Source organism: Micromonospora sp. KC207 (assembly GCF_004348615.1).
Taxonomy (GTDB): Bacteria; Actinomycetota; Actinomycetes; order Mycobacteriales; family Micromonosporaceae; genus Micromonospora.
The window spans coordinates 1-22,161 of record NZ_SMKJ01000087.1 but is presented as its reverse complement, the minus strand read 5'-3'; the positions used below and the strand labels follow the sequence as shown (position 1 = coordinate 22,161).

Annotated in this window: 17 protein-coding genes; all 17 read right to left on the bottom strand. The window is 73.4% G+C overall.

Features of this window, described 5'->3' with window-relative positions; genetic code table 11:
- Positions 1-1,619, bottom strand: a 1,619-nt coding sequence (locus tag E1258_RS13680; RefSeq protein WP_132400392.1) for a ThuA domain-containing protein, incomplete at its 3' end; no start/stop codon positions are given.
- A gap of 61 nt (positions 1,620-1,680) precedes the next feature.
- Positions 1,681-4,554 (bottom strand): RICIN domain-containing protein, encoded by a 2,874-nt coding sequence (locus tag E1258_RS13675; RefSeq protein ID WP_132400389.1) that lies wholly within the window; start codon positions 4,552-4,554, stop codon positions 1,681-1,683.
- Between the two features lie 302 nt (positions 4,555-4,856).
- Complete coding sequence (locus tag E1258_RS13670) at positions 4,857-5,936, bottom strand: polyprenyl synthetase family protein (RefSeq protein WP_132400386.1); 1,080 nt, start codon at positions 5,934-5,936, stop codon at positions 4,857-4,859.
- A 14-nt stretch (positions 5,937-5,950) separates the two neighbouring features.
- Complete coding sequence (locus tag E1258_RS13665; RefSeq protein WP_132400383.1) at positions 5,951-7,342, bottom strand: alkaline phosphatase family protein; 1,392 nt, start codon at positions 7,340-7,342, stop codon at positions 5,951-5,953.
- A complete protein-coding gene (eboE, locus tag E1258_RS13660; RefSeq protein ID WP_132400380.1) occupies positions 7,339-8,523 on the bottom strand; it encodes a metabolite traffic protein EboE in 1,185 nt (394 codons plus the stop codon). The genes E1258_RS13665 and eboE overlap by 4 nt, the downstream gene beginning before the upstream one ends.
- Positions 8,523-9,407, bottom strand: a complete 885-nt coding sequence (locus tag E1258_RS13655) for a TatD family hydrolase (protein ID WP_132400377.1) — start codon at positions 9,405-9,407, stop codon at positions 8,523-8,525. Before E1258_RS13655 ends, eboE begins: the two co-directional genes overlap by 1 nt.
- Before the next feature lie 2 nt (positions 9,408-9,409).
- Positions 9,410-10,057, bottom strand: a complete 648-nt coding sequence (locus E1258_RS13650) for an EboA domain-containing protein (protein ID WP_132400374.1) — start codon at positions 10,055-10,057, stop codon at positions 9,410-9,412.
- A gap of 33 nt (positions 10,058-10,090) precedes the next feature.
- Complete coding sequence (locus E1258_RS13645; protein ID WP_132400371.1) at positions 10,091-11,029, bottom strand: sugar phosphate isomerase/epimerase; 939 nt, start codon at positions 11,027-11,029, stop codon at positions 10,091-10,093.
- Positions 11,026-11,871: an SCO3242 family prenyltransferase gene (locus E1258_RS13640; RefSeq protein WP_132400369.1), complete on the bottom strand. Its 846-nt coding sequence runs from the start codon at positions 11,869-11,871 to the stop codon at positions 11,026-11,028. Before E1258_RS13640 ends, E1258_RS13645 begins: the two co-directional genes overlap by 4 nt.
- A complete protein-coding gene (locus E1258_RS13635) occupies positions 11,868-13,094 on the bottom strand; it encodes an inositol-3-phosphate synthase (protein WP_132400366.1) in 1,227 nt (408 codons plus the stop codon). Before E1258_RS13635 ends, E1258_RS13640 begins: the two co-directional genes overlap by 4 nt.
- Before the next feature lie 413 nt (positions 13,095-13,507).
- The gene (locus E1258_RS13630; RefSeq protein WP_207919549.1) at positions 13,508-14,701 is read right to left on the bottom strand and encodes a Gfo/Idh/MocA family protein; all 1,194 of its coding nucleotides are present in this window, start codon (positions 14,699-14,701) and stop codon (positions 13,508-13,510) included.
- A gap of 53 nt (positions 14,702-14,754) precedes the next feature.
- On the bottom strand, positions 14,755-15,813 hold the full coding sequence (locus tag E1258_RS13625; protein ID WP_132400360.1) for a substrate-binding domain-containing protein: 1,059 nt from the start codon (positions 15,811-15,813) through the stop codon (positions 14,755-14,757).
- A gap of 108 nt (positions 15,814-15,921) precedes the next feature.
- Positions 15,922-17,055 (bottom strand): ABC transporter permease, encoded by a 1,134-nt coding sequence (locus E1258_RS13620; RefSeq protein ID WP_132400357.1) that lies wholly within the window; start codon positions 17,053-17,055, stop codon positions 15,922-15,924.
- The gene (locus tag E1258_RS13615) at positions 17,052-18,626 is read right to left on the bottom strand and encodes a sugar ABC transporter ATP-binding protein (protein ID WP_132400354.1); all 1,575 of its coding nucleotides are present in this window, start codon (positions 18,624-18,626) and stop codon (positions 17,052-17,054) included. The genes E1258_RS13620 and E1258_RS13615 overlap by 4 nt, the downstream gene beginning before the upstream one ends.
- Positions 18,623-19,801 (bottom strand): ROK family protein, encoded by a 1,179-nt coding sequence (locus tag E1258_RS13610; protein ID WP_132400351.1) that lies wholly within the window; start codon positions 19,799-19,801, stop codon positions 18,623-18,625. Before E1258_RS13610 ends, E1258_RS13615 begins: the two co-directional genes overlap by 4 nt.
- A 234-nt stretch (positions 19,802-20,035) precedes the next feature.
- On the bottom strand, positions 20,036-20,587 hold the full coding sequence (locus E1258_RS13605) for a hypothetical protein (RefSeq protein ID WP_132400348.1): 552 nt from the start codon (positions 20,585-20,587) through the stop codon (positions 20,036-20,038).
- On the bottom strand, positions 20,587-22,161 hold a 1,575-nt coding region (locus tag E1258_RS13600), incomplete at its 5' end, for a DNA primase (protein WP_132400344.1). The genes E1258_RS13600 and E1258_RS13605, both read right to left, overlap by 1 nt.

The window sequence follows — 22,161 nt, the reverse complement described above, 5'->3', positions numbered from 1 at the left end:
CACTTGCCCGACTGCGTGTTGCGCAGGCTCCCGTCGGACTGCGCCGACCACCGCTGCGCGCCACCGCCGTTGCAGGTCCAGAGCTGCACCTTCGCCCCGTCAGCCGAGGAACCGCCGTTGACGTCCAGACACTTGCCCAACGACCGGATCGTGGCGTCCGTGCCCACCGTCCACTGCTGACCAGCGGCACCGTTGCAGGCGTTGATCTGGACCTGCGTCCCGTCGGCCGACGACCCGTTGCGCACGTCCAGACACTTGCCGGCCAACCCGACGATCCGCCCGGTGCGGGTCGGCGGCGGGTTGGTGCCGCCCAGCTCCTTGATGCGGATGTTGCGGTACGACACGTCGTCGCCGGGACCGTGGTTCTGGATGCCGACGTAGCCGGCGAGCGAGCGGGCCGGGTCGGTGTTGGTGAAGTCGTTGATCTTCACACCGTTGAGCAGGACCTGGAGCCGCTCCCCCTCGACCAGCAACTCGTAGGTGTTCCACTCCCCCGGCGGGTTGAGCGCGGCGTCGCGGGCGGCCAGGTCGGCGGACTTCACCGCGTAGATCGCGCCGGTGGTGCGGTCGGCGGCGTCGGTGGCGTCGATCTGCACCTCGTAACCGTTGGTCATCGCCGAGTTCGGGTCACTGGAGGCGGGGAAGCCGATGAACACCCCGGAGTTGTCGTCCCCGGCCACCCGCCAGTCCAGCTTGAGCGAGTAGTTGGTGAACTGCTTCGCGTTGTACCAGTACAGGCCGAGGCCGTCGTAGGAGCTGAGGGTGGCGTCGGTGTTGGTGAACCCGCCCGGCCCCGCCTGGGTCCAGCCGGTCGTGGAGCCGTTGTAGAGGGCGGTGTAGCCGGTCTCGGGCCGGCAGTCGGCCTTCGTCCGGCCGGCCGCGTACCGGATGCCGCCGAGCAGATGGGCGCGGAACGCCGGCTCCGAGTAGGACGACTGGGTGTGGCCGCCGCCGGTGTAGAAGGACCGGCCGCCGCTGTACGTCTTGCACCAGGCGTGCGGGTGGTCGCCGCCCATCGCCCCGCCGGAGTACGACGACTCGTCGAGGCTGGCCAGCACGTGCGCGGTGGAGCGGGCGTTGGTGCGGTAGTCGTACCACTCGTCGGTGCGCGTCCAGGTCGGGCCGAGGTGCGCGGTGGCGGCGTGCGCCCGGTCCTCCACCTTCACCCGAGCCTGCTGGATGGCCGGGTGGGAGGCGAACCAGGCGCCGACGAGGTTGCCGTAGAACGGCCAGTTGTACTCGGTGTCGGCGGCGGAGTGCACGCCGACGTAACCGCCGCCGGAGCCGATGTACGCCTCGAACGCCGCCTGCTGGGTGTTGTTGAGCACGTCGCCGGTGGTGTTGAGGAAGATCACCGCCCGGAAGCGGGCCAGGTTGGCGGTGGTGAACTGGGCGGCGTCCTCGGTGGCGGTGACGGTGAAGCTGTTGGCCGCGCCGAGCTCGCGGATGGCCTGGGTGCCCACGGCGATGGAGTCGTGCCGGAAGCCGGCGGTCTTGGAGAAGACCAGCACTTCGTACGGGGCGTCGGCGGCCGACGCCGGGGTGGCCGGGGTGGTGCAGGCGAGCACGGTCAGGGCGGCGGCGGCCGCGCCGAGGAGGGGGCGGAGGAGTCTTCGCATGTCGTTCTCCTGGGTGTGGTGGCGGTGCGGTCCCCGCCGGGGCGGGGGACCGCAGGTGTGCCTAGGGCAGGGTCCACTTCTGGTTGGCCCCGCCGTGGCAGGACCACTGGTGCACGGCCGTGCCATCGGCGGAACTGTTGCCGGAGACGTCCAGACACTTGCCCGACTGCGTGTTGCGCAGGCTCCCGTCGGACTGCGCCGACCACCGCTGCGCGCCACCGCCGTTGCAGGTCCAGAGCTGCACCTTCGCCCCGTCAGCCGAGGAACCGCCGTTGACGTCCAGACACTTGCCCAACGACCGGATCGTGGCGTCCGTGCCCACCGTCCACTGCTGACCAGCGGCACCGTTGCAGGCGAAGATCTGGACCTGCGTCCCGTCGGCCGACGACCCGTTGCGCACGTCCAGACACTTGCCGGCCAACCCGACGATCCGCCCGGTACCAGTCGGCGGAGGCGTGGTGCCGGTGTTCAGGGTGAACGCGTCCACGTCGAACAGCGTCCCGGAGCCGCCGGCGAAGGTGAGGTAGAGGGTGGTGGTGCCGGTCGGCGGGTTGGTGATCGACCCGTTGACGGTGGTGAAGCTCTCCCACGACCCGGTCACCGGGACGGCTACCGAGCCGAGCACCGTGCCGGTCGGCGAGCCGGTCCGGATCTGGAGCGTGCCGCCCGCGCCGGCGGAGGAGACCCGGGCGCTGAACGAGGTCACGTTCCCGATCCGGTACGGCTCGAAGGCGATCCATTCCCCGTTCTGGATGTCGCCCACGGTCCGGCCGCCCTCGGCGGTGGTCTTGTCGTAGGTGTTGATGCCGGACGAGCTCTTGAAGTGCTCGGCCTGCCGGTGGCGGGGCTGGAGGGTGTGTTGGGTGTGCGTGGTCAGGCCGCCGGCGTCGGTGTACTCGGCGTCGAAGATGGCGAAGATGTTCGCCGCGTCGTCGTGCTCGCCGTCGACCGGGATCGTGATGGCACCGGAGCAGCCGTTCTGCGAGGCGATCTGGTGACCGTGCTGGTCGTGGCCGAGCACGTAGTTCATCTTGACCTTGGCGCAGTCGATCGTGCCGTCCTCGGGGTCGGTGACGGTGATGCTGAACGGCACCGTGTCACCGAAGGAGAACAGCGAGCCGTTGCTCGGCGCGGTCACGGTGACCGTCGGAGCGGTGTTGCCGACGCTGACCGTCACGCTGGTCGAGCCGGTCGCGCCCTGCGGGTCCCGCACGGTGAGCGTCGCGGTGTACGCCCCGTTCGCGGTGTACGTCTTCGTCGGGTTGGCCGCCGTGGAGGTGGTGCCGTCGCCGAACGCCCACGAGTAGGTCAGCGTCCCGCCCTCGGGGTCGGAAGACCCGGCGGAGGAGAAGTTCACGGTCAACGGCGCCGGCCCGGAGGTCCGGTCGGCGCTGGCCCGGGCGACCGGTGCCCGGTTGCCGCCGCCGACGTGGTCGAAGCGGTACAGGGCGGAGTTGGCGTCGCCGTTGTAGTAGCCGGTGCCGTAGTCGAGCAGGTAGTACGCCCCGTCGGGGCCGAACGCGGAGTCCATCACCTGCTTGCCCACCCACGGGAAGCTGTCGATGGTGCCGGGCGACCCGTCGGGGTTGAGGTGGATCGGCTTGATCCAGCCCCGGCCGAACTCGGTGGCGAAGAACTGCCCGTCGAAGGACTGCGGGAACTTCGTCGCCGAGGGGTTGTCGGGGTCGTACCGGTAGACCGGGCCGGCCGCCGGCGACTCGGAGCCGGTGCCGAACGCGGGCGGGCTGCCGGAGTCGCCGCCGTACTTGATCCAGGAGGACTTGGCCGGCGGGAGGGTGCTCAGGCCGGTGTTGCGGAACGAGTTGTTGGTCGGCCCGCCGGTGCAGTTGAACTTCGGCCCGGTGGAGTTGGTGGCGAAGTTCCACTCGTTGTACGTCTCGGTCGTGGTGTTGGTGCCGGTGCAGTACGGCCAGCCGTAGTTGCCGGGGCCGGTGACCCGGTTGAACTCGACCTGGCCGGAGGGACCCCGGTTGGGGTTGGTGCTGCCGGCGTCCGGCCCGTAGTCGCCGACGTAGACGATGCCGGTGGCCTTGTCGACGCTTATCCGGAACGGGTTGCGGAAGCCCATCGCGTAGATCTCCGGGCGGGTCCGCGCGGTGCCGGGCGGGAAGAGGTTGCCGGCCGGGATCGAGTAGGTGCCGTCGGCGTTCACCTTGATCCGCAGGAGCTTGCCCCGCAGGTCGTTGGTGTTGCCGGCGCTGCGCTGCGCGTCGTACGCCGGGTTGCGGTTGGTGCGCTCGTCCAGCGGCGAGTAGCCGGCGGAGTCGAACGGGTTGGAGTCATCGCCGGTGGACAGATAGAGGTTGCCGGCGGCGTCGAAGTCGATGTCGCTGCCGACATGGCAGCAGATGCCCCGGTCGGCCGGGACGTCCAGCACGTCGACCTTGCTGGACTGGTTGAGGGTGAAGTCGGCGTTCAGGGTGAAGCGGGACAGCCGGTTGACGCCCTGCCAGGCGGAGAAGTTGGTGCCGGTGGCGGGCGCGTCGCCGCCGGGGGTGGACAGCGGCGGCGCGTAGTAGAGGAAGATGTGGCGGTTGGTGGCGAAGTTCGGGTCGACCCCGAGGCTCTGCAACCCCTCCTCGTCGTGGAGGTAGACGGGGATCGTGCCGATCACCCTGGTATTGCCAGCGGCATCGGTGCGGCGCAGCGTGCCGTTGCGGGCGGTGTGCAGCACCGACCGGTCCGGCAGCACGGCCAGCGACATCGGCTCGCCCATCTCGGAGACGCCGCGGGCCAGTTCGACCTGCTGGAAGTCGCTGGCGACGATGGTGTGCGCCGCGGCCGGCGTCGCCGAAACGGCGACTGCGGTGGCGGCGGCGACCACCGTGAGCAGGGCGGTGCCCGCCGCTCCCCAGCTCCGCACTGGAACGTGGTGACCGGTGGCGCGGCGGTGGTTTCGAGCTCTTCCGTACATGCAGAGGTGCCCTCTCTGGCCGGTGGTGGGGGCGCGTGCTCGCGCCGGATGCCGCCGCAAACGTCCCTTCGGCGCACCGGGGGTCGTGCCTCGGCGGGCTGCGATCGTCGACTGGGACGGGACCGTCGGCACAGGGGACGGGAGGGTGGCCGTCAGTCGTCGACGAGGGCACCGTGCCCACTGGAAACACCTCGTCGAACCGATTCGTAGCAGATTCACATTAGTCGATACTCATCGATGTGTCGAGGATGTTTCGACAATTGGCCAGCAGGGTCCGGCAGGTGGCCGACGTCTGGCCGGCGTCAGACCGTCCGGGTGACCGTCCGGGCAGCCAGCCCTGCGAGCGCCTCCCGGGCGGCGGGGACGAGCGGTGCGTCGGCCAGAGCACGCAGGCCCGCCTCGGCGCGGACCCGGATCATCCGCTCGATCTCCTCCCGGGCACCCGTGGCCTCGATGATGGCCCGCAGCTCGGCGGCACCGTCGTCGTTCAGTTCGGGGTTGCCGAACAGCTCCCGCAGCCGGGCGATCTGCGCCCGGTCCGCCGCCTGCCGGGCCAGCGCCATCATCACCGTCGGCTTGCCCTCGCGTAGGTCGTCCAGGATGGACTTGCCGGTGATCTGCGGATCGCCGAAGACGCCCAGCACGTCGTCGCGGAGCTGGAAGGCGTCCCCGAGCGGGTCGCCGAACTCGGCCAGCGCCGCCGCCAGCTCCGGCGGGCCACCGGCCAGGGCCGCGCCGATCTGCAACGGCCGGGTCACCGTGTACCGGGCGGCCTTGAGCCGGATCACGGTCAACGCGCTGGCCACCGAGCCGTCACCCACCCCGGAAACCAGGTCCAGGTACTCCCCCGCGATCACCTCGGTGCGCATCAGCGCGAACACCGCGTACCCGCGCAGCAGCTCGTCGCGGCGCAGCCCGCACTCGTGGAACATCTGGTCCGCCCAGGCGGCGCAGAGATCGCCGCAGAGCAGGGCGGTGTTGCGCCCGTACGCCTCCGGGTCGCCCCGCCACGCAGAGCGGGCGTGCAGGTCGGCGAAGAGACGGTGCACCGAGGGCGCACCCCGGCGCCGGTCGCTGCGATCCAGGATGTCGTCGTGGATCAGCGCGAAGGCGTGGAACAGCTCCAGCGCCGCCGAGGCGACCAGGATCGGGGTGCCGTCTTCGCCGTCGTCCTCCCCGCCGGCGCCCCGCCAGCCCCAGTAGCAGAACTGCGGGCGAAGCCGCTTGCCGCCGGCCAGGACGAACCGGTGCAGGGCGGTGAAGACGCCCCGGGGCGCGCCGTCCGGCCAGTCCGGGGCCTGCCGGTCGAGGAAGGCGGCCAACTCGGCGTCGACCCGGGTCCGCAGCCCGCACGCGTCGGTGGACGCGACCGTCACCGTCATGGGTTCCTCCCCGTTCACCGGTGGTGCGTCAGGCCGGCCAACTCCAGCAGCAGCGCCTTCACCTCGGTGGCGGCCACCGCGTCGCGGGCCGGGCCGGGATCGGAGCAGAGCAGCACTGGGCCGTCCGCCGAGTCTGCCGGCAGCCGGCCGTGCGACCCGCGCACCGCCCGCGCACCGGCGTCCAGCCCCACCACGCTCATCAGGTACCGCATACCCAGCTTCTTGCGGGCCAGGGCGGTGGCGGCCCGCCGCTTCGCCGCGCCTGGGGCGGCCGGGTCGAAGAACAGCTCCGCGGGGTCGTACCCGGGCTTGCGGTGGATCTCCACGAGCCGGGCGAAGTCGGGGGCGCGGGCGTCGTCGAGCCAGTAGTAGTACGTGAACCAGGCGTCCGGCTCGGCCACCAGCACCAGCTCGCCGCTGCGGGGATGGGCCAGCCCGTACGCGGCCTGGCCGTCGGCGTCCAGCACCTCGGCCACCCCGGGCAGCCCGGCGCAGAGCTTCGCCACCGCCGGCACGTCGGCCGGGTCGCGGACGTAGACGTGGGCGATCTGGTGGTCGGCCACGGCGAACGCCCGGGACGTCCACGGGTCCAGGTACTCCATGCCGGCCTGGGTGTGCACCCGCAGCAGCCCCTCGGCGCGCAGCAGCCGGTTGACGTCCACCGGGCAGGCGACGTCGGTGATGCCGTACTCGGACAGGGCCACCACCGTGGCGTCGCGGGCCTGGGCGGCGTCGATCAGCGGCCCGAGGACCTTGTCCAGCTCCGTCGCCGCGGCGACGGCCTGCGGCGAGGACGGCCCGAACCGTTGCAGGTCGTAGTCCAGGTGCGGGACGTAGACCAGGGTCAGGTCGGGCGCGTAATCGGCGAGGATCTCCTCGGCCGCCCGGCAGATCCACGCCGACGACGGCAGCCCCGCCCCCGGCCCCCAGTAGGTGAAAAGCGGGAACGTGCCCAGCCTCGCGGTCAGCGCGTCGTGCAGCTCGGGCGGGTCGGTGTAGCAGTCCGGCTCCTTGCGGCCGTCGGCGTAGTAGACCGGGCGGGGGGTGACCGTCCAGTCCACGTCCGCGCCCATGGCGTACCACCAGCAGACGTTGGCCACCGTGTAGCCCGGCTCGGCCCGGCGGGCGGCCTGCCACAGCTTCTCCCCGCCGACCAGCGCGTTGTGCTGCCGCCAGAGCAGCACCTCGCCGAGGTCCCGGAAGTACCAGCCGTTGCCGACGATGCCGTGCCCGGCCGGTGGCTCGCCGGTGAGGAACGTGGACTGCACCGAGCAGGTGACCGCCGGCAGCACCGTGCCCAGCGACGCGGTGAACCCTCCGTCGGCCACCGACCGCAGCCGGGGCATGTGGGCCAGCAGGCGTGGCGTCAGGCCCACCACGTCCAGCACCACCAGTCTCCTGCTCATCGCAGCACCCCCGTCCCCTGTGGTGTGAGACCCACGGCGACCAGTTCGTCGCGGGCAAAGGCCAGCTCGGCGGCGATCCCGGCCGCCAGCTCCGCGGCGTCGCGGGGCCGCCGCGCAACCGGCAGCACCCCCCAGGTGTACGTCTCGACGTCGAGGTGGTCGCAACCGGCGACCGGGCCGGCGAACAGCGCGCCCAGCGCGGCACGCAGCACCGGCACGGTCGCGGCCAGCGGCGGCTCGGGCGGGGCGTGCAGCGGCACGTGGTAGTGCACCCGCCAGGGGCCGGGCAGCCGGGCGTCCAGGGCCGCGTCGAGGTCGTCGGCGGCGTGCGCCGGGTCGGCCGGGTCGGCGGCGTGCGCGCAGCCGGCGGCTCGGGTCTGGTGCAGGAAGCGGGGCTCGACCCAGCGGCGCAGCGCCTCCGCCGCCCCGGCCGGGGCCTCGATCGCCGCGGACACCTGCACCTTCACCACCGGCAGCCCGGCGGCGGCGAGCCGGCCCAGGGCGGCGGCCGGCTCCTCCCAGGCGCAGGCCAGGTGGGCCAGGTCCAGGCAGATGCCCAGCCGTTGCGGGTCGGTGCCGGCGAGCAGGGCGGCGGCCTGGCCGGTGGACTCGACCACGCAGCCCGGCTCCGGTTCGAACCCGACCCGCACGACCCGGCCGGTGTCCCGCTCGATCCCGGCAAGCCCGGCGGCCAGCGCGTCGAGCCGCCGCCGTGCGGCGTCGGCCTGGCCCGCGTCCCACGGGGTGCGCCAGGCCAGCGGCAGGGTGGACACCGAGCCCCGGGCGGCGTCGGCGGGCAGCAGGTCGGCCAGCACCCTGGCCAGGTCCAGGGTGTACGCGAGCCGCTCGGGCGTGGTCCAGTCCGGGTGGTACACGGCGTGCTTGACCACCGGGGCCTGGAACGCCGCGTACGGGAAGCCGTTGAGCGTCACCACCTCCAGCCCGCGCGCGGTCAGCTCGGCGCGCAGCCGGCGGCGCAGGCCCTCGTCGGCGGCGAGCGCGGCGGCCACCGGGGCGGCCAGCCACAGCCCGAGCCCGAGCGGGTCGGCGTCGAGGGCGCGGCGCACCGGGACGGCGTAGGTGTCCAGTTGGGCGAGGATGCCGGCGAGGTCCTCGGCGGGGTGCACGTTGGTGCAGTAGCCGAGGTGGACGGTCTCGCCGCCGCCGTGGCGCAGCCGCATCAGCTACCGCCGCGCAGGATCGAGTTGCCGGCGAACGTGCCGGCCGCCGGCGGCCCGGCGGCCCCGGCCGGGGCGTCGGCGTCGTCGAGGCCGGTCAGGTCGAGCCGGCCGGACTGGCCGTAGAACTCGGCCGGGTTGCGCCACAGCACCCGGTCGACGTCGTCGTCGGTGAACCCGGCCAGCAGCATCGCCTCGCCGGTGGCCCGGGTGAGCAGCGGATCGGAACGGCCCCAGTCGGCGGCCGAGTTCACCAGCATCCGCTCGGTGCCGTACAGCCGCAGCAGCTCCACCATCCGGGGCGGGGACATCTTGGTGTCCGGGTAGATGGAGAAGCCCAGCCAACAGCCGGTGTCCCGGACCAGCCCGGCGGTCACCTCGTTGAGGTGGTCCAGCACGACCCGGCCCGGGTCGATGTTGGACTCGGCGACCACGGCGAGGCTCCGCCGCACGCCCCGGGCCTTGTCCCGGTGCGGGGTGTGCACCATGGCCGGCAGGTCGTGGGCGACGGCCAGGGCGAGCTGGGCGGCGAACGCCTCGTCCTCTTCCGGAGTCATCGAGTCGTACCCGATCTCGCCGACCGCCACCACGCCGTCCTTCTCCAGGTAGCGGGGCAGCAGGTCGAGCACGGGCCGGCAGCGCGGGTCGTTGGCCTCCTTCGGGTTCAGCGCGATGGTGGCGTGGTGCCGGACGCCGAACTGCCCGGCCCGGAACGGCTCCCACCCGATGATCGAGTCGAAGTAGTCGGCGAAGCTGTCCGGGCTGGTGCGCGGCTGGCCCAGCCAGAACGCCGGCTCGACCACCGCCCGGATCCCGGCGGCGGCCATCCGCTCGTAGTCGTCGGTGGTGCGCGAGGTCATGTGGATGTGCGGGTCGAAGATACGCATGGTCACGCCTTCCGGGCGTCGGACGGTACGGCGGCCGGGCTCACGGCGGGGGACGCGGTGGTGGCGGTGAGCCGGTCGAGCAGGGCGGCGGCGTCGGCCGGGACGTCGCGGCCGGCGGCCCGCCGCTCGGCGGCGAGCGCAGCCAGCATGGCGGCCAGTTCGACGTCGGCGCGGGCGTCGAGGTCGTGCACCACGGCCAGTGGCACGCCGACGAAGACGCACTTGAGCACGGCCTGCCGCCAGGCGGCCGGGTCCAGGTGCCGGGCGTACGGGCCGAGGGCGGCGGCGAGCAGCCGGGTGTCGTTGGTACGGATCGCGTCGTGCAGCAGCGGCACCCCGGCCGCGCCGACCGGCAGCAGCGGCAGGGCCCGCAGCACGGCCCGCTTCTCGGCGGCGTCGCCGTGCCGGTACACGTCGGCGGCGTGGCCCGCGTGGTCGGCGGGCAGCGCGGCCAGCAGCAGCGCTCGGGCGGCCTCGTCGGCCGTCCAGCCGGGGGCGTCGGGCAGCGGGTCCCGGCCGCAGCGCCGGGCAGCGGCGGCGAACCAGCGCGGGATCGTGGCCGGCTCGCCCGCGACGCGCTCGATCGCCGCGTCCAGCCACTCCGGGTCGGGCACGCCCCGCAGCGCGGCACGTAGTCGTTCGGGGGTCATCCCGCTCTCCCTTCCGAGCTGGTAGGACGGTGCTCAGCCACCGCCGGGGTGGTCGGACGGTTCGCCGGACTCGGCGGCGGCACGGCCGGCGGCGGCGCGGAGGAAGTCGAGGGACCGGGTGGCCACCTGCGGCGCGGCGTGCGAGTGCCGGGGCAGTTCCACGGCGACCAGCCCGGCGTAGCCGACCTCGGCGAGCGCCGCGAGCACCGGCGGGAAGTCGATCTCGCCGGTGCCGAACTCCAGGTGCTCGTGCACGCCCCGGCGCATGTCGTCGATCTGCACGTTGACCAGGTGCGCGCCGACCGACCGGACGCAGTCGGGCACGTCGTCCGGCTCCAGGCACCGGCAGTGTCCGATGTCGAGGGTGAGCCCGAACGCCGCCGGGCGGCCCAGGGCGGCGTGCAGCCGCCGCCAGCCGGCGATGTCCTCGACCAGCATCCCGGGCTCCGGCTCGAAACCGAGCTGTACCCCGGCGGCGTCGGCCGCCGCGCAGACGGTGGCGCAGCCGGCCACGAGGCGGTCCCAGGCGACGGCCGGCGGTACGTCGGCGGGACGCACCCCGGCCCAGTAGGAGACCGCCTCGGCGCCCAGGTCCGCGCCGACCGCGACGGCCCGGCGGAGGAACTCGACGCGGCGGGACGGGTCGTCGTGCAGCAGGGTCGGCGCGTGCTTGTGCCACGGGTCGAGCAGGAACCGGGCCCCGGTCTCGACCACCACGGCGAGCCCCAGCGCGTCGAGGCGGCGGGCCACGGCGGCCGTGCGGCGGGCCAGGTCGGGGGCGAACGGGTCGAGGTGGTCGTGGTCGAGGGTGAGCGCCACCCCCTGGTAGCCGAGGTCGGCGACGACGCCGAGCGCGTCGTCGAGCCGGTGGTTGGCGAAGCCGTTCGTCCCGTAGCCGAACCGCAGCCCGGTGGGGCCGGCCGGCACGGCGGCGGCGCGGCGCTCGGGTCGCCCCGGCTCGACGGCGGTCATGTCGGGGACACCTTCCGGGCCAGCCGCCGGCCCAGCGGCGCGGCAGCGGCGACCGCCAGGCCGAGCAGTCCCGCGCCGGCCCGGGCGGTCAGCGCGCCCTGCAACGCGGGCAGCCCGGTGATGCCCGCGCCGACGGCGGCCCGGACCCGGCCCGCCGACGGGTCGGCGAACACCCGGGCCTGCGCCCCGCCGTAGCGGGCGAGGTAGCCGGCGGCGAGGACGACGGGGGCGGCGGCGGGCCGGGGGCCGACCGCGGCGGCGGCGACGAGGGCCGTGCCGGCGAGGGTCGCGCCGGGCAGGCCCCGGTCGGTTCCACCCACCTCGCGGCGCGACAGCGCGGTGACCGTCCAGGTGTGCGCGGCGACGGTGGCCGCCGCCGGCACGGCCCGGGACAGCCGGCCGCCGGTCGCGCCGAGCAGCACGTCCAGCCCCCGGCAGGCCGCCATCACGGCCGGGCCGGCGGCGGTGTTCTTGGCGGCCAGGTCGTACGCCCAGACGACGGCGGCGAGGGGCACGGCGACGGCGGCGGCGCGACGGCCGCCCGCCGCCGTGGCCAGGGCCACCCCGGCTGCCGTGAGGCCGACGGCGAGGCCGAGCGCGGCGGGCGGGCTGACCCGGCCGCTGGGGATGGGCCGCTCCGGGCGCTCGACCGCGTCGAGCCGCCGGTCGGCCCAGTCGTTGGCGGCCATCCCGGCCCAGTAGAGCAACACCGACGCGGCGGCCAGGCCGGGCGTACGCCGCCCGAGCGCACCGGCCGCCGCCGCGCCGGCCACCACGTCGCCCGGCACGGAGAGCCCGGCCGGGGCGCGTACCAGCTCGGCCAGGTCGGCGAGGCCGCTCATCCGGCACCGCCGGCCGGCGACGGGCCTGCCTCGGCGTGCAGGGCCGCGGCGAACGCCGTCAGCCGGGCCCACTGCTCGCCCAGCGCGTGGCTGGGGGCGCGGCCGGCTGCGACACCCGCGTCGGGCGCGGGGCGGGCGGCACTCGCATCGCCGGGGTCGAGCGGGTCCTTGAAGAAGAACGCGAGGTCGACCAGGGGCCCGTGCCGGCCGGCGGCGTGCGCGGCGGCGGTGATCCGGGCCAGGTCGAGCACGAGCGGGGCGGCCAGCGCCGAGTCGCAGCCGTGCCAGGTGAACTCCATCCGCATGGCGGTGCCGAGGAAGCCGGCGAAGGTGACCAGGTCCCAGGCGGTCTTGAAGTCGCCCAGTTCCTCGACGTAGTCGATGCGGGTGTCGCCCTGCGGGACGTACCCGAGGATCTCGCCGAGGACCCGCTGCTTGCTGGCGACCTTGGCGGCGTTGGCGTCCGGCTCGGCCAGGGTGGCGCCGTCGCCGCCGCCGAGCAGGTTGGTGCCGGACCAGGAGCGCACCGCGAGGTGCCGCATCGCGAACATCGGGGCGAGCACGGACTTGAGCAGCGTCTCCCCGGTCTTGCCGTCGTGCCCGGCGTACGGCAGGGCGTGCCGGGCGGCCAGCGCCGCGAGAGCGGGCAGCCGGGCCCCGGTCGACGGGGTGAAGTCCACGTACGGGCAGCCGGCGGTGAACGCCGCGTACGCGTACAGCGAGCTGGGTGGCAGCGCCTCCTCGCCGGCGACGAGCGCGGCGGCCAACGCGTCGGGGTCGGCGTGGCCGGGGTGCGGGCGGGCGGCCGGTTCGGTGGCGGAGACGTTGACCACCACCACCCGGTCCAGCCGGTGCCGCTCGGCGAACGCGGCGAGGTCGGCGACGACGGCGGCGGCCCGGTCGGCCTGGGTTCCGCCGGCCGGGGCGGGGCGCACGTCGTCGTCCACGGCGGCCAGCTCCTCGCCGAGCGCGGCGACCAGCCGGGCGGGTACCACCCCGGCGTCGGCCAGGGCCTCGGCGCGTTTGGCCAGTGGGGTGGTGGCCACGTCGTGGCCGCCGAACACCAGGTCGGCGAAGGAGGGCCACGCCGGGCCACGCAGCTCGGGTAGCTCGATGACGCAGCCGGTCGGGCCCGTGAGCCCGGCCCGCAGGGCGAGCGCCCCGACGACGCTGGTGGTCGCGACCGAGCCGCGCGCCCCCACCAGCCAGACACCTGTACGCATGGTGCTCCTTCCGCCAGGGTCTAATTATAGATGAACATCGATGCGAAGGGCCCCGCCCGGCCGCCCGTTCCGGGTTCCCGCGCCCGGCGCCGAAGGCGGCGACGACGGTGCCGGGCGGGTTCGCCGGATCGGGTGGGGCGGACGGGGCTGGCAGGCAGGGCCGGTCGGCGTCCCGTCCCTGCCTCCCCCGCATCCGTGGTGCGTGGTGCCCGGCCCTCCGGCGCGACCGGGGAATCCCGGTCCGGCCGCACCGGAGGCGCCGTCGTGCGCGCCGGGCGAATGCCCGCCGCCGCACGCCCTCCGGAGCCGACCTCGTCCCCGCCGCGGGGCGCAACCGCGGCGGGTCCCTCGCCGGCCGGTCCGGAAAGCATCTGGCGGGCGGTGCCGGCGCGCTGGCCGGCACCGCCGTTCGGTCAGGCGGGAACCGCCTCCAGCGTCGGCTCCACGGCGGTCCACGAGGAGCCCAGCTCTGCCGAGCGGGTCACCGCGTCCAGCACGAGCTGGACCTGCAACCCGTCGGTGAAGGAGGGGGCCGGATCGGTGCCGGTGGCGATCGCCTCGACGAAGTCGCGCGCCTGGTGGGTGAAGCTGTGCTCGTAGCCGATGATGTGGCCCGGCGGCCACCACGCCGACATGTACGGGTGCTCGGCCTCGGTCACCAGGATGCGGGTGAAGCCCTGCTCGGCGGCGGGTCGCGTGGCGTCGTAGAACTCCAGCTCGTTCATCCGCTCCAAGTCGAAGGCCAGGGTGCCCAGCGAGCCGTTGATCTCCACCCGCAGCGCGTTCTTGCGTCCGGTGGCGAACCGGCTCGCCTCGTACGTGGCCAGCGCCCCGCCGTCGAGCCGGGCCACGAAGACCGCCGCGTCGTCCACGGTGACCGGCCCTGTCGCCGGGCCCTGCCCGTCGGTTGGGCCGTTGTCGGCTGCCTGCGCGGCCAGGCCGCTGTACTCCGCCGGCAGCGGACGCTGCTTGACGAACGTCTCGGTGATCGCGCTGACGCCGGCGACCCGCTGACCCGTGACGTACTGGGTCATGTCGATGATGTGCGCACCGATGTCACCCAACGCGCCGGAGCCCGCCCTGTCCTTCTGCAACCGCCAGACCAGCGGGAACTGTGGGTCGACGATCCAGTCCTGGAGATACGCCGCCCGGACGTGGCGGATGCTGCCGAGCCTTCCCTCGGCGACCATCTGACGCATCAGGGTGACCGCCGGGACCCGGCGGTAGGTGAAGCCGCACATGGAGCGTGTCCCCGCCGCCTGCGCGGCGGCCGCCGCGACGGCCATCTCGCGGGCCTCGGCGACCGTGTTGGCCAGCGGCTTCTCGCAGAGCACGTGCTTGCCGGCGGCCAGCGCCGCGAGCGCGATCTCGGCGTGGCTGTCCCCCGGTGTGCAGATGTCGACCACGTCGATCTCGTCGGACTCGACGAGGCGACGCCAATCCGTGGTGTACGCGTCCCAGCCGAGCCGGTCGGCGGCCTCGGCCACCTTTGCGGTGTCCCGGCCGCAGACCAGCGCCATCCGGACCCGCGACGGCAGGTCGTACACCCGGTTCACGGTGCGCCACGCCTGTGAGTGCGCGGCGCCCATGAACGCGTAGCCGACCATCCCGACCCGCAGTTGACTGTGGTGAGTGGACAAGGTGGGTCTCCCCCCGTGTGTCAGAACCCGAGCTTGAGGTAGTCGCTCGCGTTCTCCTTGGTGATCGTCTCGGAAGCCAGCACGATCTCCTTGGGCACCTGGAGTTCCACCAGGTCGGACATGCCCTTGCCCTGGCCGATGAGCCGGGCGAGCGAGATCGCGGAGGACGCCATCGACGGGCTGTAGGTGACGGTGGCCTTCAGGACCGTGTTGTCGGCCTGGATGTCCTCCATCGCCTTCTTCGAGCCGGCGCCGCCGACCATGAAGAACTCCTTGCGGTTGGCCTGGTTGACGGCGGCGAGCACCCCGATGCCCTGGTCGTCGTCGTGGTTCCAGACGGCGTCGATCTTCGGCAGGGCCTGGAGCAGCCCGGTAGCCTCCTGCTGGCCGGAGTCCGCCGTAAACCGGGCCGCCCGGCGATTGGCCACCTTCAGGCCGTACGAGGCGAGGGTGTCGGCGAAGCCCTTCGAGCGCTCCTGGGTCAGCTCCAACTCGTCCATACCCGCGATCTCGCCGATGACCGGGGTGCTGACCCCCTTGGCCTTGAGCTGCTCGGCGATGAAGGTGGCCGCGGCCACCCCCATGCCGTAGTTGTCGCCCTTGATCTGGAGCCGGTAGGCCCGGGCGTCCGGGAAGGCCCGGTCCAGGTTGACCACGGGGATGCCGGCCTTCATCGCCTCCAGGCCGAAGGCGTTGAGCTCCTTGCCGTCGTGCGGCAGCAGGACGATGACGTCCGGCTTCTGCGAGATCAGGGTGGACAGCGCCGCCCGCTGGGCCGCCGCGTCCGCGCCGGCCTCGACCGACGTGAACTTCACGTCGGAGTACGCGCCGGCCTGCGCCTTGGCGTTGTTGGTGATGGCGGCGATCCAGCCATGGTCGGCGGCCGGGGCGGAGAAGCCGATCGTCACCTGCTTTCCAGGGGTGCTGTTGCCGCCGGAGGCGGCCTCGGCCGCCTTGGTCTGCGCCGCGGTGGGCGCCGCCTCGTTGCTGGTGCACGCGGTGAGCAGCGCGCCGGCGCCGAGCGCGGCCCCGCCGAACAGCAGCCGCCGACGGGACAGGTCCCGACTGTGCTGGGTCATGACGACCTCCTGGAAGAGGGTGGTGGGCGGAAGAAGGGTGTGGTGCGCCGAGCCACCATCGGAGCGACGGTCGCCGGATGTGCTGAGCGGTGTGGTGCCTCGGGTGGATCAGGTGGTGGTAGGACGGTTGCGGCCGAGGAACTGGGTGAAGCTGCGGAACTGGAACTGCTGGATCAGGACGGCGGCCACGATGATCCCGCCCTTGACCATGTTCTGGGCCTCGGTGGAGAGGCCGTTGATGGCGAAGAGGTTGGTGATGGTGGAGAAGATGATCACGCCGAGCAGGGAACCGATGATCGTCCCCCGCCCGCCGCTGAGCAGCGTGCCGCCGATGATCGCGGCGGCGATCGCGTCCAGCTCGTAGAGGTTCGCCATCGCCGCCTGGGCGGAGTTGGCCTGCGCGGTCAGCATGATCGCGGCGATGCCGCAGCAGAGGCCGGACAACGCGTAGAGCAGCACGGTGTGCCGCCGGACGTTGATGCCGGCGAGCCGGGCCGCCTCCGGGTTGCCGCCGACGGCGACGGTGCGCCGGCCGAACGTCGTCCGGTTCAGCAGTACCCAGCCGGCGACCACCACGGCGGCGAGGATGTAGACCAGCAGGGGGATGCCGAGCAGGCTGGTGCTGGCGATCCCGTTGATCGTGCCGTTGCTCGACACCTGGGTCTGCTTGTCGGAGATCTCCGCCGCCAGGCCCCGGGCGGCCACCATCATGGCCAGGGTGGCGATGAACGGCACCAGCTTCCCGTACGAGACGAGCAGTCCGTTGACCAGGCCGACCCCCACCCCGACGGTGAGCGCCGTGAAGATCATGCCGCCCGTGCCGTAGCTCTGGGTCGCCAACGTGGTGGCCCAGACCCCGGCCAGCGCCACGATCGCGCCGACCGACAGGTCGATCCCTCCACCGATGATCACGAACGTCATGCCGACGGTGACCACGCCGACGACCGACGCGAGCTTGAGGATGGTGAGCATGTTGTCCCACACCCAGCTCGAATTGCCGTACAGGTCGGGGCGGGTGGCCATGCCGATCACGACCAGCACCACGAGAACGCCGATCAGGCCGAGGTTGCGCCGGGCGCCCTCGCCGCCGTCGCCGCGCCACCAGGAGAGCCGGCCGGCTGCCCCTGCCCCGTGGCCCGGGGTCTTGCCGACCGCCGCCGTCGCGGCGGGTTCCACGGGTGGGGACTGGGCCGGCAGCTCCGCCGGCCGGTCGGGTGTGGCGGTGGGGGTGGTATCGGTCATGCTGGTGCGCCTTCCATCAGCGACCCCGCCATGACGAGGTCGAGCACCGTGTTCTCGTCCAGTTCGCCGGCGGGCGCCTCGCGCACCATCCGACCCTCGCGCATCACCAGCACCCGGTCGGCCAGGCCGAGCACCTCGGGCACCTCGCTGGAGACCAGCAACACTCCGACGCCCTGCGCGGCCAGCCCCCGGATCACCTGGTACAGCTCGGCGCGTGCACCGACGTCCACGCCCCGGGTGGGCTCGTCGAGCAGCAGCAGCTTCGTGTCGCCGAGCAGCCAGCGCCCGACCACCACCTTCTGTTGGTTGCCGCCGGAGAGGGTGCGCACCGGCCGGCGCACGTCGCGGGGACGCAGCTCCAGGGAGTCGGCGACGCGGTCCGCCTCGGCCCGTTCCCGCCCGGCGTCGGTGAAGCCGAGGCGGGCGAACCGCCCGAACGTGGCCAGGGTGACGTTGCGAAAGATCGGTTCGCCGAGCAGCAGCGCCTGACTCTTGCGCTCCTCGGGGGCCATCCCCATGCCGGCCCGTACCGCCGCGCCGACGCTGCCCGGTCGCAGCGCGCGCCCGGCCATCCGGACCCTGCCGGCGTCTGCGCGGCGGGCGCCGTAGATGGTCTCCAACAGCTCGGAGCGGCCGGAGCCGACCAGCCCCGCGATCCCGACGATCTCGCCGGCCCGCACGCGCAGCGACACCTCGGCGAACTCGCCGGCCCGGGTCAGCCCGTCGACCTCGAGCAGCTCCGCGCCGACGCCGGTGTCGGCCGGACGGTCCGGGAAGACGTACTCGATGGTCCGGCCCGTCATCCTCGCGACCAGGTCGCCGGTCGGGGTGTCGCGCGCCGGCAGGTTCGCCGCCGTGGTCCGGCCGTCCTTGAGTACGGTCACCCGGTCGCCGATCTCGCGGATCTCCTCCATCCGGTGGGAGATGTAGATGACGGCGATGCCCTGCGCGGTCAGCTCACGGATGATCCGGAACAGGTTGCCCACCTCGTCGTGGGCCAGCACCGCGCTCGGCTCGTCCATGATGATCAGTCGGGCCTCGTGGGAGAGCGCCCGGGCCATGCTGACGATCTGCTTGCCGGCTGCCGGCAGCGCCCGCACCATCCGCCCCGGCGGGATCTCGCCGTGGCCGAGCCGGCGCAGGATCTCCCGGGTCCGGCGGGCCATGTGGCCGCGGCGGACGAAGCCGGCCCGCCGCGGCTCGTGGCCGAGGAACGCGTTCTCGGCGACCGAGAGGTCGTCTACCAGGTCGAGTTCCTGGTAGATGGTGGCGATGCCGGCGCGCATGGCGGCCTGCGGGTTGGCGAACTCGACTGGCTGGCCCCGCCACTGCACCTGGCCCGAGTCGGGCCGGTGCACCCCGGCGAGGACCTTGATCAAGGTGGACTTGCCGGCACCGTTCTGGCCGAGCAGGCAGTGCACCTCGCCGGCCCGCACCTCGAGCTGCACCCCGTCCAGCGCCCGTACGCCGGGGAAGGTCTTCACCACGTCGGTCAGCCGCAGCACCACCTCGCCCGCGACGGTGTCGGCGGGGGCCTCGACCAGCGGGGCCACGCTGTCGTCCTGGCTCATGACGCCTCCCCGAACGCCACGTCGCTGGCGAGCACGGCGGCGCCGGCCACCCCGGCACGCGCGCCCAGCTCGGACAGGACGACCGGCAGATTGCCGGTGGCCAGTGGCAGCGACCGGCGGTACACCACGCTGCGGATCTCGGCGAGCAGGATGTGGCCGAGCTGGGCCAGCCCGCCACCGATCACGATCATCGACGGGTTGGCGAAGCTGACCAGGCCGGCCAAAACGCTGCCGACCCGCCGGCCGCCGTCGCGGATGAGCTGGATGCAGGCCACGTCCCCCTCGACGGCGCACTCGGCGACGTCGAGGGCGGTGACCGCGCCCCGGGTGGACAGTCGCTCGGCCAGCGCTGGGGAGGACCCGTTGCGCGCGGCGGCGTTCGCGTCGCGGGCCAGGGCGGCCCCGCTGAACAGCGCCTCCAGGCAGCCGACGTTGCCGCAGGAGCACGTCGGGCCGTGCGAGTCGAGCTGGATGTGGCCGATGTCCCCGGCGCAGCCGTCGGTACCCCGGTAGACCTCGCCGCTGAGGTAGATCCCGCAGCCTATTCCGGTGCCGATCTTGACGAACAGGAAGTCGTCCACCGAGTGGGCGACCCCGCCGTGCCGCTCGCCGATCGCCATGATGTTGACGTCGTTGTCGACCACGGCCGGGCAGCCGTGCTCGCGGGTCAGCAGCTCGCGGACGGGGAACCGGTCCCAGCCTGGCATGATCGGCGGCGAGACCGGCACGCCGTCGCGGAAGCTCACCGGCCCCGGCACCCCGATGCCCACGGCGTGCAGCCGCTCGTACGCCCCGTCGGCGCGGGCCTTGTGCAGCAGCTCGTTGACCCGCTGGAGAGTCACCTTCGGACCGTTGCGGATGTCGGCCGACTCCGTGTACGCGGTGACCGGCTCCAGCCGGCCGTCGACCACCTCGACGTCGATCGAGCTGGCCCCGAGGTCGACCGCCGCGAACCGTAGCTCCGGGTTCAGCTCGACCAGGGTCGATCGGCGTCCGCCCCGTGACGCCGCGAGGCCGGCCTCGGCGACGTGGCCGAGCCCCACCAGCCGCTCCAACTCGGCGAGCAACCGGGGACGCGGCATCTGCAGCCGGTCTCCCAGTTCCGCCCGGGACACCGCCCCCTCGTCGCGGAGCAACCGCAACAGCCGCAGGTGCAGGGGCTCCACCGTTCGCATCGGCACTTCACCTCCACACCGAAGTCAGTCACATCGACGAAACCGCGACGTGTTGTGTCCGACACAGTAGGAGCGCTCCATGGCCGCTGTCCAGAGCTTCAACCAATCCGACCGCAACTTTCGTCCATTCAAACAAAAGCATCAGGTTGATCTAGTAAAGTTCGCCGCGTTCGCCGTGTTCGCCCGGAAGGCGCGCCTCGGCCGGGCACCCCCGGTACGCGGGGAGCCGGGCGGTCAGAGGTCTGCGGGGGCGGTGACGGCGCGGGCGGCGGCAACCAGGCCGTCGGTCTCGGCGAGCACCGGCTCGTCGTCGGCGGGGGTACCCGGGTCGTAGCGGACCGTCCAGGTCAGACCGTCCACCCCGGGCACTCTGCGGGCGGCGATCCGGCCGGCGCCGCCGGGCACCGGGTGATGCTCGGTGTACGCCACCGAGCGGGTCACCCGCGCCCGCACCTGGTGGGGCAGATCACCCGGTTCGAGCAGCAGGTACGTCTCGGCCGGGCCGTCGGCAACCACGACGTACCCGGTGCGCTCGGCGACCCGCTCGGCCGGGGTGACGGTCAGCTCCCGCCCGGACCAGACGGCCTTGAGCACGTCGTGCCAGCCCAGCCGGGCGTCCCGCCCCGGCAGCCAGAGCCCGAGGTTGCTGGCGACCAGCACGCCGCCGAGGCCGCCTGCACCCAGCGCGCCGTCGCCGACGACGGCCCAGGCCAGCACCCGCTCGCCGTCGGCCAGCGGCGGACGGGCCGCCGGGGGCAGCTTGGGCTTGCGGCTGAACAGCCCCATCACAGCCCTCCCGCAGCCTGCTCGCGTAACGCCCGCGCGTGCTGCTCCAGCGACAGCAGCTCCCCGAACAGCGCGAAGTACTCGTCCTTGTTGCTGACCGGGTTGATCCGCTGGATCTTGGACTTGAGGTCCCTGATCCGGCCGGTCACCGAGCCCCACTGCAACCGGGCGATGGTCACCGAGACGTACCGGGGGTCGGGTTCGCCGTCGATGCGCAGCGGCTCCACGGCCAGCTCGCCCACCAGCGCCTGGGCGGCGAGGTCGGCGCAGGCGTCGCGAACCGCCTCGACCCAGACCGCGCCCTGCGTGGCGGCGGCGGCCCCACCGGCCGCCGCGATCGCCTGTCGCACGGCCACGTGCACCGGGTGGCGGTACGCCGCCGCCTCGACCGCGTCGAACATCGGCCCGGCCAGCACCGGCACCTGGAGGGCGAGCTTCAGCGCCTCCCGCTCGACCAGCGACATCGGGCTGTCGGCGCCGGGCGCGGGCCGGGCGGCGCGGGCCGGTGCGGATGCCGCGCCCCCGGCGGGCTGACCGGAGGCGGCGGCGAGCACGGCCCGCTGCACCGGCTCGATCTCCATGCCGAGGTCACCGGCGAGCTTGCGGACGTACTCGGGGCGCTTCTCCCGGTCCTTGATCTTCGCGACGATCGGGGCGGCCCGGCGCATCGCCTCCACCCGGCCGTCGACGGTGTCCAGGTCGTACCGGTTGATCACGTGGCGCAGCGCGAAGTCGACAAGCGGCTCGCGGCGCGCGACCAGGTCGCGCACGGCCAGGTCACCCTTTGCCAGCCGCAGGTCGCACGGGTCCATGTTGTCGGGACTGACCGCGATGAAGGTACGCCCGACGAAGCGCTGGTCGTCGTCGAACGCGCGCAGCGCCGCCTTCTGCCCGGCGGCGTCGCCGTCGAAGGTGAAGATGATCTCGCCGGCCACGTCGTCGGTGTCCAGCAGCAGCCGGCGCAGCACCGAGATGTGGTCCGCGCCGAAGGCCGTGCCGCAGGTCGCCACCGCCGTCGGGACATCGGCCAGATGGCAGGCCATCACGTCGGTGTAGCCCTCGACGACCACCACCTTGCCCTGCTTGGCGATCTCCCGCTTGGCCTGGTCGATGCCGTAGAGGACGTGCGACTTCTTGTAGATCGGCGTCTCTGGGGTGTTCAGGTACTTCGGGCCGTCGTCGTCGTCGAACAACCGGCGGGCGCCGAAGCCGATCGGGTCGCCGGTGATGTCCCGGATCGGCCACATCAGCCGGCGGCGGAACCGGTCGATCAGGGTGCCGGAGCGCGACGGCCGGGACAGCCCGGCCGTGACCAGTTCGTCGTGGGTGAAGCCCTGCTGGCGCAGGTGCTTGGTGAGCAGGTCCCAGGCGTCCGGGGCGAAGCCGCAGCCGTAGCGCTGGGCGGCGGCCCGGTCGAAGCCGCGCTTGGCGAGGAACTCCCGGGCCGGGCGGGCGCCGGCCGTGGTGAGCTGGGCCTGGTAGAACTCGACGGCGGCGGCGTGCGCGGCCACCAGGCGCTGCCGTTGCCCCTGCTGGGGGCGGGCGGCGCGCGGGGTGGCCTGATCGTTCTCGAC

Bases quoted from the DNA above. Each gene is read 5' to 3' on its own strand.
- E1258_RS13670 (WP_132400386.1), bottom strand. From the start codon at position 5,936: ATGACGGTGACGGTCGCGTCCACCGACGCGTGCGGGCTGCGGACCCGG.
- E1258_RS13610 (WP_132400351.1), bottom strand. From the start codon at position 19,801: ATGCGAACGGTGGAGCCCCTGCACCTGCGGCTGTTGCGGTTGCTCCGC.
- E1258_RS13615 (WP_132400354.1), bottom strand. From the start codon at position 18,626: ATGAGCCAGGACGACAGCGTGGCCCCGCTGGTCGAGGCCCCCGCCGAC.
- E1258_RS13675 (WP_132400389.1), bottom strand. From the start codon at position 4,554: ATGTACGGAAGAGCTCGAAACCACCGCCGCGCCACCGGTCACCACGTT.
- E1258_RS13630 (WP_207919549.1), bottom strand. From the start codon at position 14,701: ATGGTCGGCTACGCGTTCATGGGCGCCGCGCACTCACAGGCGTGGCGC.
- E1258_RS13620 (WP_132400357.1), bottom strand. From the start codon at position 17,055: ATGACCGATACCACCCCCACCGCCACACCCGACCGGCCGGCGGAGCTG.
- E1258_RS13650 (WP_132400374.1), bottom strand. From the start codon at position 10,057: ATGACCCCCGAACGACTACGTGCCGCGCTGCGGGGCGTGCCCGACCCG.
- E1258_RS13655 (WP_132400377.1), bottom strand. From the start codon at position 9,407: ATGCGTATCTTCGACCCGCACATCCACATGACCTCGCGCACCACCGAC.
- E1258_RS13635 (WP_132400366.1), bottom strand. From the start codon at position 13,094: ATGCGTACAGGTGTCTGGCTGGTGGGGGCGCGCGGCTCGGTCGCGACC.
- eboE (WP_132400380.1), bottom strand. From the start codon at position 8,523: ATGCGGCTGCGCCACGGCGGCGGCGAGACCGTCCACCTCGGCTACTGC.
- E1258_RS13625 (WP_132400360.1), bottom strand. From the start codon at position 15,813: ATGACCCAGCACAGTCGGGACCTGTCCCGTCGGCGGCTGCTGTTCGGC.
- E1258_RS13640 (WP_132400369.1), bottom strand. From the start codon at position 11,871: ATGAGCGGCCTCGCCGACCTGGCCGAGCTGGTACGCGCCCCGGCCGGG.
- E1258_RS13645 (WP_132400371.1), bottom strand. From the start codon at position 11,029: ATGACCGCCGTCGAGCCGGGGCGACCCGAGCGCCGCGCCGCCGCCGTG.
- E1258_RS13665 (WP_132400383.1), bottom strand. From the start codon at position 7,342: ATGAGCAGGAGACTGGTGGTGCTGGACGTGGTGGGCCTGACGCCACGC.
- E1258_RS13605 (WP_132400348.1), bottom strand. From the start codon at position 20,587: ATGGGGCTGTTCAGCCGCAAGCCCAAGCTGCCCCCGGCGGCCCGTCCG.